The 13,808-nt window shown below is 40.9% G+C and carries 14 protein-coding genes, 1 tRNA gene and 2 pseudogenes; 13 read left to right on the top strand and 4 right to left on the bottom strand.

The annotated features are described in order from the left end of the window. Positions 1-576 precede the first annotated feature (576 nt). The 5 genes from rpoE (at position 577) to ytpR (ending at position 4,535) form a co-directional block, all read left to right on the top strand. Positions 577-1,167 (top strand): DNA-directed RNA polymerase subunit delta, encoded by a 591-nt coding sequence (gene rpoE / locus D8847_RS09885; RefSeq protein WP_000418417.1) that lies wholly within the window; start codon positions 577-579, stop codon positions 1,165-1,167. Between the two features lie 329 nt (positions 1,168-1,496). Next, positions 1,497-3,104, top strand: coding sequence for a CTP synthase (locus D8847_RS09880; RefSeq protein WP_125841437.1), 1,608 nt, complete (start codon positions 1,497-1,499; stop codon positions 3,102-3,104). Between the two features lie 176 nt (positions 3,105-3,280). After that, positions 3,281-3,580 (top strand): DUF4651 domain-containing protein, encoded by a 300-nt coding sequence (locus D8847_RS09875; RefSeq protein ID WP_125841436.1) that lies wholly within the window; start codon positions 3,281-3,283, stop codon positions 3,578-3,580. Beyond that, positions 3,577-3,894 (top strand): thioredoxin family protein, encoded by a 318-nt coding sequence (locus D8847_RS09870; RefSeq protein ID WP_125841435.1) that lies wholly within the window; start codon positions 3,577-3,579, stop codon positions 3,892-3,894. Before D8847_RS09875 ends, D8847_RS09870 begins: the two co-directional genes overlap by 4 nt. A 14-nt stretch (positions 3,895-3,908) precedes the next feature. After that, entirely contained in the window at positions 3,909-4,535 is a 627-nt protein-coding gene (ytpR, locus tag D8847_RS09865) for a YtpR family tRNA-binding protein (protein ID WP_125841434.1), read from the top strand. Positions 4,536-4,597: 62 nt separating this feature from the next. Here ytpR and D8847_RS09860 read toward each other — a convergent pair. Next, positions 4,598-5,533: pseudogene (locus D8847_RS09860) on the bottom strand (IS30 family transposase). 146 nt (positions 5,534-5,679) lie between these two features. On the opposite strand from D8847_RS09860, the gene D8847_RS09855 reads away from it, so the two are divergent. Both D8847_RS09855 and D8847_RS09850 read left to right on the top strand, forming a co-directional pair. Continuing rightward, complete coding sequence (locus D8847_RS09855) at positions 5,680-6,111, top strand: MarR family winged helix-turn-helix transcriptional regulator (RefSeq protein ID WP_125841433.1); 432 nt, start codon at positions 5,680-5,682, stop codon at positions 6,109-6,111. Further along, positions 6,104-6,463, top strand: a complete 360-nt coding sequence (locus D8847_RS09850; protein WP_125841432.1) for a rhodanese-like domain-containing protein — start codon at positions 6,104-6,106, stop codon at positions 6,461-6,463. Before D8847_RS09855 ends, D8847_RS09850 begins: the two co-directional genes overlap by 8 nt. Before the next feature lie 89 nt (positions 6,464-6,552). Here D8847_RS09850 and D8847_RS09845 read toward each other — a convergent pair. Then, positions 6,553-7,130, bottom strand: a pseudogene (locus D8847_RS09845) (hypothetical protein). Between the two features lie 129 nt (positions 7,131-7,259). Here D8847_RS09845 and D8847_RS09840 point away from each other — a divergent pair. From D8847_RS09840 to D8847_RS09825, 4 genes are all read left to right on the top strand, one after another. Continuing rightward, complete coding sequence (locus D8847_RS09840) at positions 7,260-7,655, top strand: single-stranded DNA-binding protein (RefSeq protein WP_125841431.1); 396 nt, start codon at positions 7,260-7,262, stop codon at positions 7,653-7,655. A 308-nt stretch (positions 7,656-7,963) separates the two neighbouring features. Continuing rightward, positions 7,964-8,248 (top strand): co-chaperone GroES, encoded by a 285-nt coding sequence (groES, locus tag D8847_RS09835; RefSeq protein WP_000917326.1) that lies wholly within the window; start codon positions 7,964-7,966, stop codon positions 8,246-8,248. A 15-nt stretch (positions 8,249-8,263) separates the two neighbouring features. Then, positions 8,264-9,886, top strand: a complete 1,623-nt coding sequence (gene groL / locus D8847_RS09830) for a chaperonin GroEL (RefSeq protein ID WP_125841430.1) — start codon at positions 8,264-8,266, stop codon at positions 9,884-9,886. A 125-nt stretch (positions 9,887-10,011) separates the two neighbouring features. Beyond that, complete coding sequence (locus D8847_RS09825) at positions 10,012-10,779, top strand: epoxyqueuosine reductase QueH (RefSeq protein WP_125841429.1); 768 nt, start codon at positions 10,012-10,014, stop codon at positions 10,777-10,779. A gap of 69 nt (positions 10,780-10,848) precedes the next feature. Here D8847_RS09825 and D8847_RS09820 read toward each other — a convergent pair whose 3' ends face one another. After that, the gene (locus D8847_RS09820) at positions 10,849-11,382 is read right to left on the bottom strand and encodes a DUF402 domain-containing protein (RefSeq protein WP_000775317.1); all 534 of its coding nucleotides are present in this window, start codon (positions 11,380-11,382) and stop codon (positions 10,849-10,851) included. A gap of 88 nt (positions 11,383-11,470) precedes the next feature. Continuing rightward, entirely contained in the window at positions 11,471-12,247 is a 777-nt protein-coding gene (gene recX, locus D8847_RS09815) for a recombination regulator RecX (RefSeq protein ID WP_125841428.1), read from the bottom strand. Positions 12,248-12,284: 37 nt separating this feature from the next. Here recX and rlmD point away from each other — a divergent pair, with 37 nt between their 5' ends. Further along, positions 12,285-13,646 carry a 23S rRNA (uracil(1939)-C(5))-methyltransferase RlmD gene (gene rlmD / locus D8847_RS09810; protein ID WP_125841427.1) on the top strand — a complete coding sequence of 454 codons (1,362 nt, stop codon included), beginning with the start codon at positions 12,285-12,287 and terminating at the stop codon, positions 13,644-13,646. Between the two features lie 67 nt (positions 13,647-13,713). Further along, positions 13,714-13,785: transfer RNA gene (locus tag D8847_RS09805), tRNA-Glu, on the top strand. Positions 13,786-13,808 lie beyond the last annotated feature (23 nt).

Here is a 13,808-nt window from a genome sequence, read left to right as displayed (position 1 = left end):
CGCATTATAAACGACTATTAAAAGAGGATGGTTGCTCAAATCATTTAGAAGATATTTTTAATGATAAATATAGAGGTTTAAATTTAGTTCCTAAAATAAAGTTCAAAAAAATAAACCTATTTGGAAACAGAATAAAATTTCCAGTTAATTGTGCAGAGGCTTCTCGCAAAAATTTATGAAGATGATGTTAGGTGTCCTTATTCCTTCTATATCTACATCTACTCAATATTATGTGTTAAATACATTTTTATAGTAGCATTTTTATGCCTCATTTTCAAAGTTATTAGAATAAGTAACGAATTATATTTTCTATTTTCAAGTTATTATTTATGTTATACTGGAAAAAATCAATATTTTAGAAATCGTCTTACCACATAAAAAACTCAGTCAATTTGTTCTTAAAACTCCCCCAAGCGATACCATCGGCTGGGTAGCAAAGAAATAAAAAGTCCTGTCACTTTCTCCCATTTAACCTTTGACTATTCCGCAAAATTATCGTACAATAAAGAGTACATGATAAAATGAGGTCAGAGTCTGTTCGCTCTGGCGATAGTAGTAAAAATGAGGAGAAACGCTTTGGAATTAGAAGTATTTGCTGGGCAAGAAAAAAGTGAACTATCTATGATTGAGGTAGCGCGTGCTATCTTGGAACTTCGTGGTCGCGATCATGAGATGCATTTTAGCGATCTTGTAAACGAAATTCAAAACTACCTTGGAACATCAAACAGCGATATCCGCGAAGCTTTGCCTTTGTTCTACACAGAGTTGAACTTTGACGGTAGCTTCATCTCTCTTGGGGACAACAAATGGGGTCTTCGTTCATGGTATGGTGTGGACGAAATTGACGAAGAAATCATCGCTCTTGAAGAAAGTGACGACGATGAAGTAGCACCAAAAGCTAAGAAAAAACGTGTCAATGCCTTTATGGATGGTGATTCAGATGCCATTGACTACAATGCAGATGATCCAGAAGATGAAGATGCGTACGAAGCCGATCCAGCTCTTTCATATGATGATGAAAATCCAGATGATGAGAAAAATGAAGTGGAAGCTTACGATGCAGAAATCAACGAAATCGCCCCTGATGACTTGGGTGAAGACGTGGATCTTAACGAAGAAGACGACGAGTTTTCTGATGATGATACTGAAACGAGTGAAGAAGAGTAAAAGACTTCATAGAGGAGATTGTAAGATCTCCTTTTTCATTCCTTGAGCAGAGTGGTTAAGCGGGTCGTCCGTTTGGATGCGAATCTTTAGTTGGTTTTCTGAAAACAATCTCCTTTTTTCATCTTTTACCAATTCGGGTTGACAAATGTTCTGCTTTGAGGTATTATATTGTTCGGGCACCTCTTTTAGAGGTCGGGGCTCCCTAGTTACTAGGGAGCTATTTTTGTTTTTTCAGGAAGTTTTCTTGAAATGTCGTTATTCATAAGGGTCTTGTTTTCTATCTCCCCTCGTAGTTAACAAGGCCTTGAGCATTTTAGAAAGAGGAATCTATGTCTACGAAATATATTTTTGTAACTGGTGGTGTGGTGTCGTCTATTGGGAAAGGAATTGTCGCAGCAAGTCTGGGGCGTCTCTTGAAAAATCGTGGTCTCAAAGTAACCATTCAAAAGTTTGATCCTTATATCAATATTGATCCGGGAACCATGAGTCCTTACCAGCACGGGGAAGTCTTTGTGACAGATGATGGGGCTGAGACAGATTTGGACTTGGGTCACTATGAACGTTTCATCGATATTAATTTAAACAAATATTCCAATGTGACAACTGGTAAAATCTACAGTGAAGTTCTTCGTAAGGAGCGCCGTGGCGAGTACCTTGGCGCAACTGTTCAAGTCATTCCTCATATCACAGATGCTTTGAAAGAAAAAATCAAGCGTGCCGCTGTAACGACCGACTCTGATGTTATTATCACAGAGGTTGGTGGAACCGTTGGGGATATCGAGTCCTTGCCATTCCTAGAGGCCCTTCGTCAGATGAAGGCAGATGTGGGTGCAGATAACGTCATGTACATTCATACAACCTTGCTTCCTTACCTCAAGGCTGCTGGTGAAATGAAGACTAAGCCGACTCAGCATTCTGTAAAAGAATTGCGCGGTTTGGGAATCCAGCCAAATATGTTGGTCATTCGTACGGAGAAACCAGCTGGTCAAGGAATTAAAAACAAACTTGCTCAGTTCTGTGACGTAGCACCAGAAGCCGTTATCGAGTCTTTGGATGTCGAACACCTTTACCAAATTCCATTGAATTTACAGGCGCAAGGCATGGACCAAATTGTCTGTGACCATTTGAAATTAGACGCACCAGTAGCGGATATGACAGAATGGTCAGCCATGGTGGACAAGGTCATGAACCTGAAAAAACAAGTTAAGATTTCCCTCGTTGGTAAGTATGTGGAGTTGCAAGATGCCTACATCTCTGTGGTTGAAGCCTTGAAACACTCTGGGTATGCCAACGACGCAGAAGTGAAGATTAATTGGATCAATGCCAATGATGTGACAGCAGAGAATGTAGCAGAGCTCTTGTCTGATGCGGACGGTATCATCGTGCCAGGCGGTTTCGGTCAACGTGGTACGGAAGGGAAAATTCAAGCCATTCGCTATGCGCGTGAGAATGATGTTCCAATGTTGGGTGTCTGCTTGGGAATGCAGTTGACTTGTATCGAGTTTGCTCGTCACGTTTTAGGTCTTGAAGGGGCTAATTCTGCAGAACTTGCACCAGAAACAAAATACCCTATCATTGATATCATGCGTGATCAGGTTGATGTTGAGGATATGGGTGGCACCCTTCGTTTGGGACTTTATCCATCTAAGTTGAAACGTGGCTCTAAGGCAGCGACTGCTTATCACAATCAAGAAGTGGTGCAACGCCGTCACCGTCACCGTTATGAGTTTAACAATGCCTTTCGTGAACAGTTTGAGGCGGCAGGTTTTGTCTTTTCAGGAGTTTCTCCAGACAATCGTTTGGTAGAAATTGTGGAAATTCCTGAAAATCAATTCTTTGTGGCTTGTCAGTATCACCCTGAACTTTCCAGCCGTCCAAACCGTCCAGAAGAACTCTACACTGCCTTTGTTACTGCAGCAGTTGAGAACAGCAATTAGTAAAATCAGAACCTTTGAGAACAATCTCAGAGGTTTTTTAATCCATTCAGGAAAGCTTTGCTAACTCAGATGCTTGCCGATAAGAATTAGAAGTCCCCTTTCTCACTGAGGGAAGAGGATTTTTACTTGTTTTTCTGCTACTTCCTCATTTGTCCTAGAGCCCTTTTTGTGTTACAATGAATGGTATGAAAGCTAAGAAATTATGGATGACTGGCTTGACTGTGGCTGGTCTAAGTGCCCTCGCTTTGGGGGCTAAAAAAGCAGCAGATAATCACAAGCTCATGAAGGCTCAGGAAGAGTTTACCGCTATCGTGCGCGAACTTTTCTCAGATATGGGTGAGATTGCGACTATCTATGTTCAAGTCTACGAAAGTAGCCTAGAGCGACTCGTCGGAGGAGTCGTTTTCGAGGATGGTCGTCACTATACCTTTGTCTATGAAAATGAAGACCTAGTCTATGAGGAGGAAGTCTTATGATTATTCCCAATAGTATAGAAGAACTAGCAGGTTTTGTCGAGCAAGATGGCAAGAAGGTCTTCCTTTTTGTGGCAGACTGGTGTGGCGATTGTCGTTATATCTATCCATCCTTGCCAGAGATTGAGGAGACCAATCCAGAGTTCACCTTTATTCGAGTGGACCGAGACCAGTATCTGGATCTGGCCAAACTCTGGGATGTGTACGGCATTCCTAGCCTTGTTGTGCTAGAAAAGGACAAGGAAATCGGCCGATTTGTCAATCGCGACCGTAAAAGCAAGGAAGAAATTAACGACTTTTTAGCAGGACTGAAATAGGAGAAAAGGAAAGAATGATTTTTACATATAACAAAGAACATGTTGGCGATGTCCTTATGATCATCGTGAAAAACAGCGGAGATGCCAAGTTGGACGTGGAGCGCAAAGGCAAGGTAGCTCGTGTTTTCCTCAAAGAAAATGGAGAAACAGTGGCGTGGAATATTTTCGAAGTTTCAAGTTTGTTTGAAATTGCAGAGCGCGGTCAAGTCTTTTTATCAGATGAGCAAGTCGCTCGTTTGAACCAAGAATTGCAGGCAGAAGGCTTTGCAGAAGAAATTGTTAATGACAAGGAACCTAAGTTTGTCGTCGGTGAGATTGTTGAGATGGTAGCCCATCCAGATAGCGACCACCTCAACATCTGTCAAGTGGCCGTTGCAAGTGATAAGACAGTGCAAATCGTTGCAGGGGCTCCCAATGCGCGTGTTGGGTTGAAAACCATTGTAGCTCTTCCTGGAGCGATGATGCCCAAAGGCAATCTTATTTTCCCAGGCGAACTTCGTGGCGAAAAGAGTTTTGGCATGATGTGTAGCCCTCGTGAATTGCATTTGCCAAATGCTCCGCAAAAACGTGGGGTTATTGAATTATCAGAAGACCAAATTGTCGGAACTCCATTTGACCCAGCCAAGCATTGGCAGGGATAAAGAAGGATCTGCAAAATTGCAGGTTCTTTTTTTGAGATAAATTGCAAGAATAAATGCAACATTTACTTGAACTCATCCACTAGAGCTTCATAAGCTGTTCTGTAAGCTAAATATTTTCGCGGTCTGTGGTTGATATCATATAAGGCCTTGTTCAAAGCCTCATCAGAGATAGTGGCTAAATCTGTTTTCTTTGGGAAATATTCTCTTAGCAAGCCATTTGCGTTTTCATTACTTCCTGTCTGCCAGGATGAATAGGCATCCGCAAAGAAAAAGGAAATTCCTAAGTTTTCTACCATAGGATAGCGGGCAAACTCTTTTCCTCTGTCTGAAGTGAAGGATTTAAGAGCCTCTTTTGGAAATAGCCTACAAAGTTGTTCGATGGCTGAAAACATGGCTTTGGCTGTTCTATCTGGTATCTTGAAAGCTAAGTAAAAACGAGTTTTTCACTCTAGAAAAGTCACTAAACACCCCTTGCTTTTGCCTCTGGAAGACACTACAGTATCAAGCTCCCAGTGGCCAAAAGTTTCACGATTCCGGATCTCTTTAGGACGTTTGGCAATCAATGTGCTAATCCTAAATCTTCCACGTGTTTCTTTGGGTTGTCGAGTCTTCCCTTTACGACGAAGGGCGCTTAAATCCAGAACAATCAAACCAGCATAGAGCCAGTTATAGATGGTTTTAAAAGCTACCATTAGCTTTTGTCCAAGCTGATAGCGCCCATAAATCTGTTCAGGCGACCAGGAGGATTTTAAACCGTTCTTAATTTCCTTTTTCAACTTTGGTGTTAAACAAGACTTCCGACCTTTTTGCTTAGCCCTGTGGTCATACTGTTCCTGTGCTAGGGCTGCAGAATAACCTTTTTGACATCGCCTTAACTCTCTTGAAATGGGAGACTTATGGACGCCAAGTTTACTTGCAATTTGGCAAGGTTTCAAACCTGATTCCAAGTAGGTTTCTATCTTTATTCGGTCGGTTATGGTAAGATGGGAGTAGCTCATAGTTTTTCCTCGGGTTCTGTTTGTGTGGTTACTTACAGTTTACACCAATGAAACGCTATGAGTTTTTTGTTGCACTATATTTTACAATTTATCTTGACAAAAAAATATTTTTGTTATATAATCAGTTAAACTGATTATCAGAAAGGGTGATTAATATAGATGTAAATAAATCGTTGGGTTTTCAATTAAGCAAAATAGCTCAGGAAATGGATTGGCGTTTCTCAGAATTGTTGAAAGAATATCAAATAAATTCAAGAGATTATGGGATACTGTTGGCCATATCTAACAAGGAAGAGCTAACGCAAATAAATGTTGGCGATTTGCTTAAAATTGATAGAACAACTATTGGACAATTAATTGATTGCTTGGAAATGAAAGGACTAATTTTTCGGAAGCGGAATCCACAGGATCGCCGGCAAAACATCGTGTTGCTAACAGATAGCGGTAGAGAACTTGTAGAAACAATGTGGTTAAAAATGCTAGGAGTCGAGAAAGAAGTGCTGAATGACTTATCAGGTATTCAAGAGAAGGTTATCTTAGATATTGCTCAATTTATAAAGGAGAAGAACAATGGATAAATTAGAGTTTTTAAAACTGCAAACAGAGTTGACTATTAGTCCGATGGACTATTTGGCACAAGCTAAATCAGGAACAGAGTTCATGTTAATTGATGTGCGAAATGCCCCTCCGCATTTGAAGAAAGAAAAAATTCAAGGAGCGATAGAAATTCCTCTGAATAACTTAGCTTCCTGTTTAGAGGAGTTGCCTAAGGATAAGGAAATTGTTGTTTATTGTTGGGATGTTTGGTGCAATATGGCTAAAAAAGCTTCCATTATCTTGTTGGAAAATCATTTCAAAGTAAAAGAATTATCTGGTGGTATAGCTGCTTGGAAAACTTTAGGTTTATCTACAGAAGGTTTGCATAATTAACAATAGCAGTGAAGCAAATGAGAAATTAAGCTCATTTGCTTCACTGCTATAATGTTTGTGAGTATTTTTAAATTTTCCTCCATACTGTCTCAAAAGAAGATGCTGTCGCTATTATTTTGTGAGTCGGTTATCAACTGAGGAGTGGCTGTGGGGCTCTGGCTTGGAGTGTTGTACTTGCATTGGTGGATAAGGCTGTTTAGGCCGTGGTCTTCCAATACTTTGAGGCACTTTCTCTTGAAAACAATGCCAATGAGTTGGCTGTCAGTATAGGCATAAATTTTGTGGCGGGGATGGATAAAGACAGCAAAGTCATGGGAGCCATCCTCCATCCAAAGGCTAATCTCGGATTCTTCACTGTCTCGGCTGTAGCGAGCATGACTAATCTGCTGCATAGAAATGCAGTAGGTAACTGCTGATAAGAGTCCGATATAATGATAGGTCACATAGTCGTGGTCAAAAGAGAGGATAGTCGCATGAATGGTTAGTCTGCGAATAGAGCAGTAAGAAGAAAGCAGCAACTAGCAGACTAAGGACAAAGAAACTGGCGTCTTTGTAGGGGGTTGGAGCTAGTCAGGTAGTCTACGGCACCCAAGGCAGAAAAGCCTCCGAATCACAGAGAAATCAGAATAAAAAGAATATTTTTCACAGGCGAATGTTTAATGGTCATCGGGGCCTCCGTTGTACAAATCTAGTGGGAAAGGGGCAGAAACTGCAACTTTCCTTTTTATCTATACTATACCACATTTTTTTTCACTTTTTGCCTCCTTTTACGAATGATAAGTTAGGAGGATGAAAAATGTATAATAAAGTTATCTTAATCGGACGCTTGACGTCTACACCAGAATTGAACAAAACCAACAATGACAAGTCAGTAGCGCGCGCAACGATCGCTGTGAATCGTCGTTACAAAGACCAAAATGGGGAACGTGAAGCTGACTTTGTCAATCTTGTTCTTTGGGGAAAATTGGCTGAAATCTTGGCAAGCTACGCAACTAAAGGTAGTCTTATCTCTGTGGATGGAGAACTTCGTACCCGTCGCTTTGAGAAAAATGGGCAGATGAACTATGTGACTGAAGTCCTTGCCACAGGATTCCAACTTTTGGAAAGCCGCGCCCAACGAGCCATGCGTGAAAATAATGCAGGACAGGATTTGGCAGATTTGGTCTTGGAAGAGGAAGAATTGCCATTTTAATACTCTTCGAAAATCTCTTCAAACCGCGTCAGTTTCACCTTGCTGTAGGTATAGGTAACTGACTTCGTCAATCTTATCTACAACCTCAAAGCAGTTCTTTGAGCAACCTGCGGCTAGCTTCCTAGTTTGCTCTTTGATTTTCATTGAGTATAAGCATTGAAAAGTCTGAGTTGCTCTCAGGCTTTTTATCTTGCCAAAGTCAGACTTTTTTCTTGACTATTTCTGACCAAGTGATACAATAGAACTATGAATTAGCACTCAGTCATAAAGAGTGCTAATAATATGTAGTTTATCATGGAGGAAAACAGATGTTGAAACCATTAGGAGACCGTGTGGTCTTGAAAATTGAAGAAAAAGAACAAACTGTTGGAGGCTTTGTCCTTGCGGGCTCAGCCCAAGAAAAAACAAAAACAGCCCAAGTTGTAGCTACTGGACAAGGTGTTCGTACCTTGAATGGTGACTTGGTTGCTCCAAGCGTTAAGCCTGGAGACCGTGTCTTAGTTGAAGCTCATGCAGGTATTGATGTCAAAGATGGCGATGAAAAGTACATCATCGTTGGCGAAGCCAACATCTTGGCAATCATTGAAGAATAGAAGGAGAAAGTAAGTATGTCAAAAGAAATTAAATTTTCATCTGATGCTCGTTCAGCTATGGTTCGTGGTGTTGATATCCTAGCAGACACTGTTAAAGTAACCTTGGGACCAAAAGGTCGTAATGTCGTTCTTGAAAAATCATTTGGCTCACCATTGATTACTAATGACGGTGTGACCATTGCCAAAGAAATTGAACTAGAAGATCATTTTGAAAACATGGGTGCCAAATTGGTATCAGAAGTGGCTTCAAAGACCAACGATATCGCAGGTGACGGAACGACAACTGCAACAGTTTTGACTCAAGCGATCGTCCGCGAAGGAATCAAAAACGTCACTGCGGGTGCCAACCCAATCGGTATCCGTCGTGGGATTGAAGCAGCGGTTGCCGCAGCTGTAGAAGCCTTGAAAAACAATGCCATTCCAGTTGCCAACAAAGAAGCCATTGCTCAGGTTGCTGCCGTATCTTCTCGTTCTGAGAAAGTCGGCGAATACATCTCTGAAGCCATGGAAAAAGTTGGTAATGATGGTGTCATCACTATTGAAGAGTCACGTGGTATGGAAACAGAACTTGAAGTCGTGGAAGGAATGCAGTTTGACCGCGGATACCTATCACAGTACATGGTGACAGATAGCGAAAAAATGGTGGCTGACCTTGAAAATCCATACATCTTGATTACCGACAAGAAGATTTCCAATATCCAAGAAATCTTGCCTCTTCTAGAAAGCATTCTCCAAAGCAATCGTCCTCTCTTGATTATTGCGGATGATGTAGATGGCGAAGCTCTTCCCACTCTTGTATTGAACAAGATTCGTGGAACCTTCAACGTCGTAGCAGTTAAGGCACCTGGCTTTGGTGACCGTCGTAAGGCTATGTTAGAAGACATCGCTATCTTGACAGGCGGAACAGTCATCACAGAAGATCTTGGTCTTGAATTGAAAGATGCGACAATTGAGGCGCTTGGTCAAGCAGCTAGAGTAACTGTGGACAAAGATAGCACTGTTATCGTAGAAGGTGCTGGAAATCCTGAAGCTATTTCTCACCGTGTTGCAGTTATCAAGTCTCAAATTGAAACTACAACTTCTGAATTTGACCGTGAAAAATTGCAAGAACGCTTGGCAAAATTGTCAGGTGGTGTCGCAGTGATCAAGGTCGGTGCTGCAACTGAAACTGAGTTGAAAGAAATGAAACTCCGCATTGAAGATGCCCTCAACGCTACTCGTGCAGCTGTTGAAGAAGGAATCGTTGCTGGTGGCGGAACAGCTCTTGTAAATGTTATTCCAGCCGTAGCTGATTTGGAATTGACAGGAGATGAAGCGACAGGACGCAATATTGTTCTCCGCGCCTTGGAAGAACCTGTTCGTCAAATCGCTCACAATGCGGGATTCGAAGGTTCTATTGTTATTGACCGCTTGAAGAATGCTGAAGTTGGTACAGGCTTCAACGCAGCAACTGGCGAATGGGTCAACATGATTGAAGAGGGAATCATTGACCCAGTTAAAGTGAGCCGTTCAGCTCTTCAAAATGCAGCATCTGTAGCTAGCTTGATTTTGACAACAGAAGCAGTCGTAGCCAATAAACCGGAACCAGCAGCCCCAGCTCCAGCAATGGATCCAAGCATGATGGGCGGGATGATGTAAAAGTAACTTATAAAAAACACAAAAGAAGGGAATACATATCCCTTCTTTTTATGATAATCACTTCTAAATTGGATTGAGCTCTCCTAACTTATATGATAAAATAAGACTAGAAAAAGGAGAAGAACATGATCGATGTAGAAGAAATTCTGAGCAAGATGAATCCCAATCAGAAGATTAATTATGACCGTGTTATGCAAAAAATGGTTCAAGTTTGGGAGAAAAATGAGCAACGTCCCACTATTCTCATGCATGTTTGCTGTGCTCCTTGTAGTACCTACACCCTAGAATACCTGACCAAATACGCGGATGTGACCATCTATTTTGCCAATTCCAATATCCATCCCAAGGCAGAATACCACAAGCGAGCTTACGTCACCAAGAAATTTGTTAATGATTTCAATGAGCGAACAGGAAATACGGTCCAGTATATAGAAGCGCCTTATGAACCCAATGAATACCGGAAGTTAGTCAGAGGACTGGAAGAAGAACCCGAAGGTGGCGATCGTTGCAAGGTTTGTTTTGATTACCGTTTGGATAAAACAGCACAGGTAGCTATGGACTTGGGCTTTGACTACTTTGGTTCAGCTTTGACCATCAGTCCCCATAAGAACTCTCAAACCATCAACAGCATCGGAATCGATGTGCAAAAGATTTACACCACCCACTATCTTCCAAGTGATTTCAAGAAAAATCAAGGCTACAAGCGCTCGGTGGAGATGTGCGAGGAGTATGATATCTATCGTCAATGTTATTGTGGATGCGTCTATGCAGCTCAAGCCCAGAACATTGACCTTGTTCAGATTAAGAAGGATGCCACGGCTTTCTTGTTGGATAAGGATGTTGAAAAAGACTATTCTCATATAAAGTTTACTGTCACTAAATTAGATATATAGCAATTAACCCAGCTTCCAGGCTGGGTTTTTCAAATAAAAAACCAGGGCTCTCACCCCAGTTTGACAACTTTACCGATTCTTTAGTTCTATGTAGCGTTTGTACCAAATGTTGACATAGGCCTCTGAGAAAGGACCGCGTCCCTTGTTGATCCAATCAACAAGGATTTTAACATGCTCTTTCAAAATATAGTCTAAATCATCAGAATACTTCATTTTGCGTTTATGGCGTTCATATTCTTCAACGTCCAAGAGACGCTTTTCACCATCAGTGAAAACCTTGACATCCAAATCATAATCAATGTATTTCAGGGCTTCCTCATCTAGATAGTAGGGGCTGGCCATATTGCAATAGTAGGAAATCCCATTATCACGAATCATGGCAATGATATTAAACCAATATTTTTTGTGAAAGTAAACAATAGCCGGTTCTCGAGTCACCCAACGACGACCGTCACTTTCGGTAACAAGTGTGTGGTCGTTGACGCCAATAATAGCGTTCTCTGTTGTTTTTAGTACCATGGTGTCCCGCCAAGTACGGTGAAGACTCCCATCATGCTTATAACTTTGAATTGTAATAAAGTCGCCTTCTTTTGGAAGTTTCATAACTAACCAACTTTCTACAATTTATAAGTTTATCGTCTACTATTATATCATAAATTGGTCTAATCTTTTTGAATTTTACATGGAAATGTTAAAGATAATCTCTGAGAGCGCTTGCTATATCCGAAAAATCATAGCCTTTTCGAGCTAAAACTTGAGTTAAACGTTGCTTTAGTTCGTAACCTTCATATTTACGAGCATATTTAGCATATTGTTTATCCAGTTCTTTAAAAATGAGCTCTTGAGTCGTTTCTTGGTCTACTTGACTATCCAAGTCATCAAAAGCATTTTTAGCATCAGAATAGGAGAAGCCTTTGTTCGTCAAGTTTTGAATAATCTTATCCTGCAAGGCACGAGCGGGAAGCTTTCCCATGTATTTTTTAAGAAGTTTCTCCGCCACACGTTGAGCAACCTCTGAAAAATCAAAATCCTTTAAAATCTCTTCAATCGTTGATTTGGCAATCCCTTTTTGAGACAGTTTTTGAGCTAGCACATAGGGTCCCTTATCTCCAGAAAGTTGATTTGCGTTGATGATAGAGTAGGCATACTGACGATCATTAATCCAGTTATCTTCTTTAAGATTAGCGATAACTTGACTAGTGATTTTTTCATCAAGATCATACTTTTTCAGATACTCACGAACTTCCTTTTCGGTTCGAGCTTTAAATGATAGATGGTAGAGGGCGAGATTTTTACCATAAGAGAACTGGGCAAAGTCCTGAATCTCGGTAAGTTCCTCTTTACTAATGACCTTATCTCGAGATAACATAAAACGGACAATGGTATCTTCCGTGATATAAGAGGTTTGCTGTCCATCTAACTCCATCAAGTAGAGATGTTTTTTCTTTTCAAGTTTTGTGATTTTCATAGTTCTATTATACCCTAAAATGTGATAAGATAGGGGTATGAATCTGAAAGTCAAACAAAAAATACCTTTAAAAATCAAGCGGATGGGCATCAATGGTGAGGGAATCGGTTTCTATCAGAAAACCCTCGTTTTTGTACCTGGAGCCCTCAAAGGAGAAGACATCTATTGTCAAATTACTTCTATTAAACGCAACTTTGTTGAAGCAAAATTACTAAAGGTTAATAAGAAGTCTAAATTTCGAGTCGTACCGGCTTGTACGATTTATAATGAATGTGGTGGTTGCCAAATCATGCACCTCCACTACGATAAACAGTTAGAGTTCAAAACGGATCTGCTCCATCAAGCCCTGAAAAAATTTGCTCCTGCAGGATATGAAAACTATGAAATCCGTCCAACTATCGGAATGCAGGAACCAAAGTACTACCGTGCTAAGCTACAATTCCAGACTAGGAAATTTAAAAATCAGGTCAAGGCAGGTTTGTATGCGCAAAACTCTCATTACCTCGTAGAGTTGAAAGACTGTTTGGTGCAAGATAAGGAAACCCAAGTAATAGCGAATCGCCTAGCTGAACTTCTTACTTACCACCAAATTCCAATTACAGATGAGAGAAAAACGCTCGGCGTTCGCACCATCATGGTACGTCGAGCAAGAAAAACAGGACAAGTCCAGATTATCATTGTCACAAATCGTCAGCTTAATTTAACCCAGCTAGTAAAAGACTTAGTTAAAGATTTTCCAGAAGTCGTCACAGTTGCAGTCAATACAAATACAGCGAAAACAAGTGAAATCTATGGTGAAAAGACGGAAATTATCTGGGGTCAAGAGAGTATTCAAGAAGGAGTACTGGACTATGAGTTTTCTCTCTCGCCCCGAGCTTTCTATCAGCTTAATCCTGAGCAGACAGAAATTCTCTATAGTGAAGCAGTCAAGGCTCTGGATGTCAGCAAAGAAGACCATCTGATTGATGCCTATTGTGGTGTTGGTACGATTGGATTTGCCTTCGCAAATAAGGTCAAGAGTCTCAGAGGAATGGATATTATTCCAGAAGCCATTGAAGATGCCAAGCGAAATGCTCAAAAAATGGGATTTGATAATACCCATTACGAAGCGGGGACAGCAGAAGAGATTATTCCACGCTGGTATAAAGAAGGCTACCGAGCGGATGCCCTGATAGTCGACCCTCCTCGTACAGGCTTAGATGATAAGCTATTGGATACTATTCTGACCTATGTTCCAGAAAAAATGGTCTATGTATCCTGCAATGTTTCAACCTTGGCTCGAGATTTAGTTAAACTAGTAAAAGTCTATGACCTCCAGTATATCCAGTCGGTCGATATGTTTCCCCACACTGCACGGACAGAAGCAGTGGTTAAATTAGTGAAGAAAAGAAAAAATTAACTTCACTGAAAAAAGTCCTTGACAAAGGTAAAAAAGTAGGTATAATAGAAAGAGTTGAAAAGCTCAAGGTCCGTTGGTCAAGGGGTTAAGACACCGCCTTTTCACGGCGGTAACACGGGTTCGAATCCCGTACGGACTATGGTGTATTGTGGCTAAAAAAAC

Source organism: Streptococcus mitis, assembly GCF_003942795.1.
Classification (GTDB): Bacteria; Bacillota; Bacilli; order Lactobacillales; family Streptococcaceae; genus Streptococcus; species Streptococcus mitis_BJ.
The sequence above is the reverse complement of the archived record's forward strand: the minus strand, read 5'-3'. Positions and strand labels throughout refer to the sequence as shown.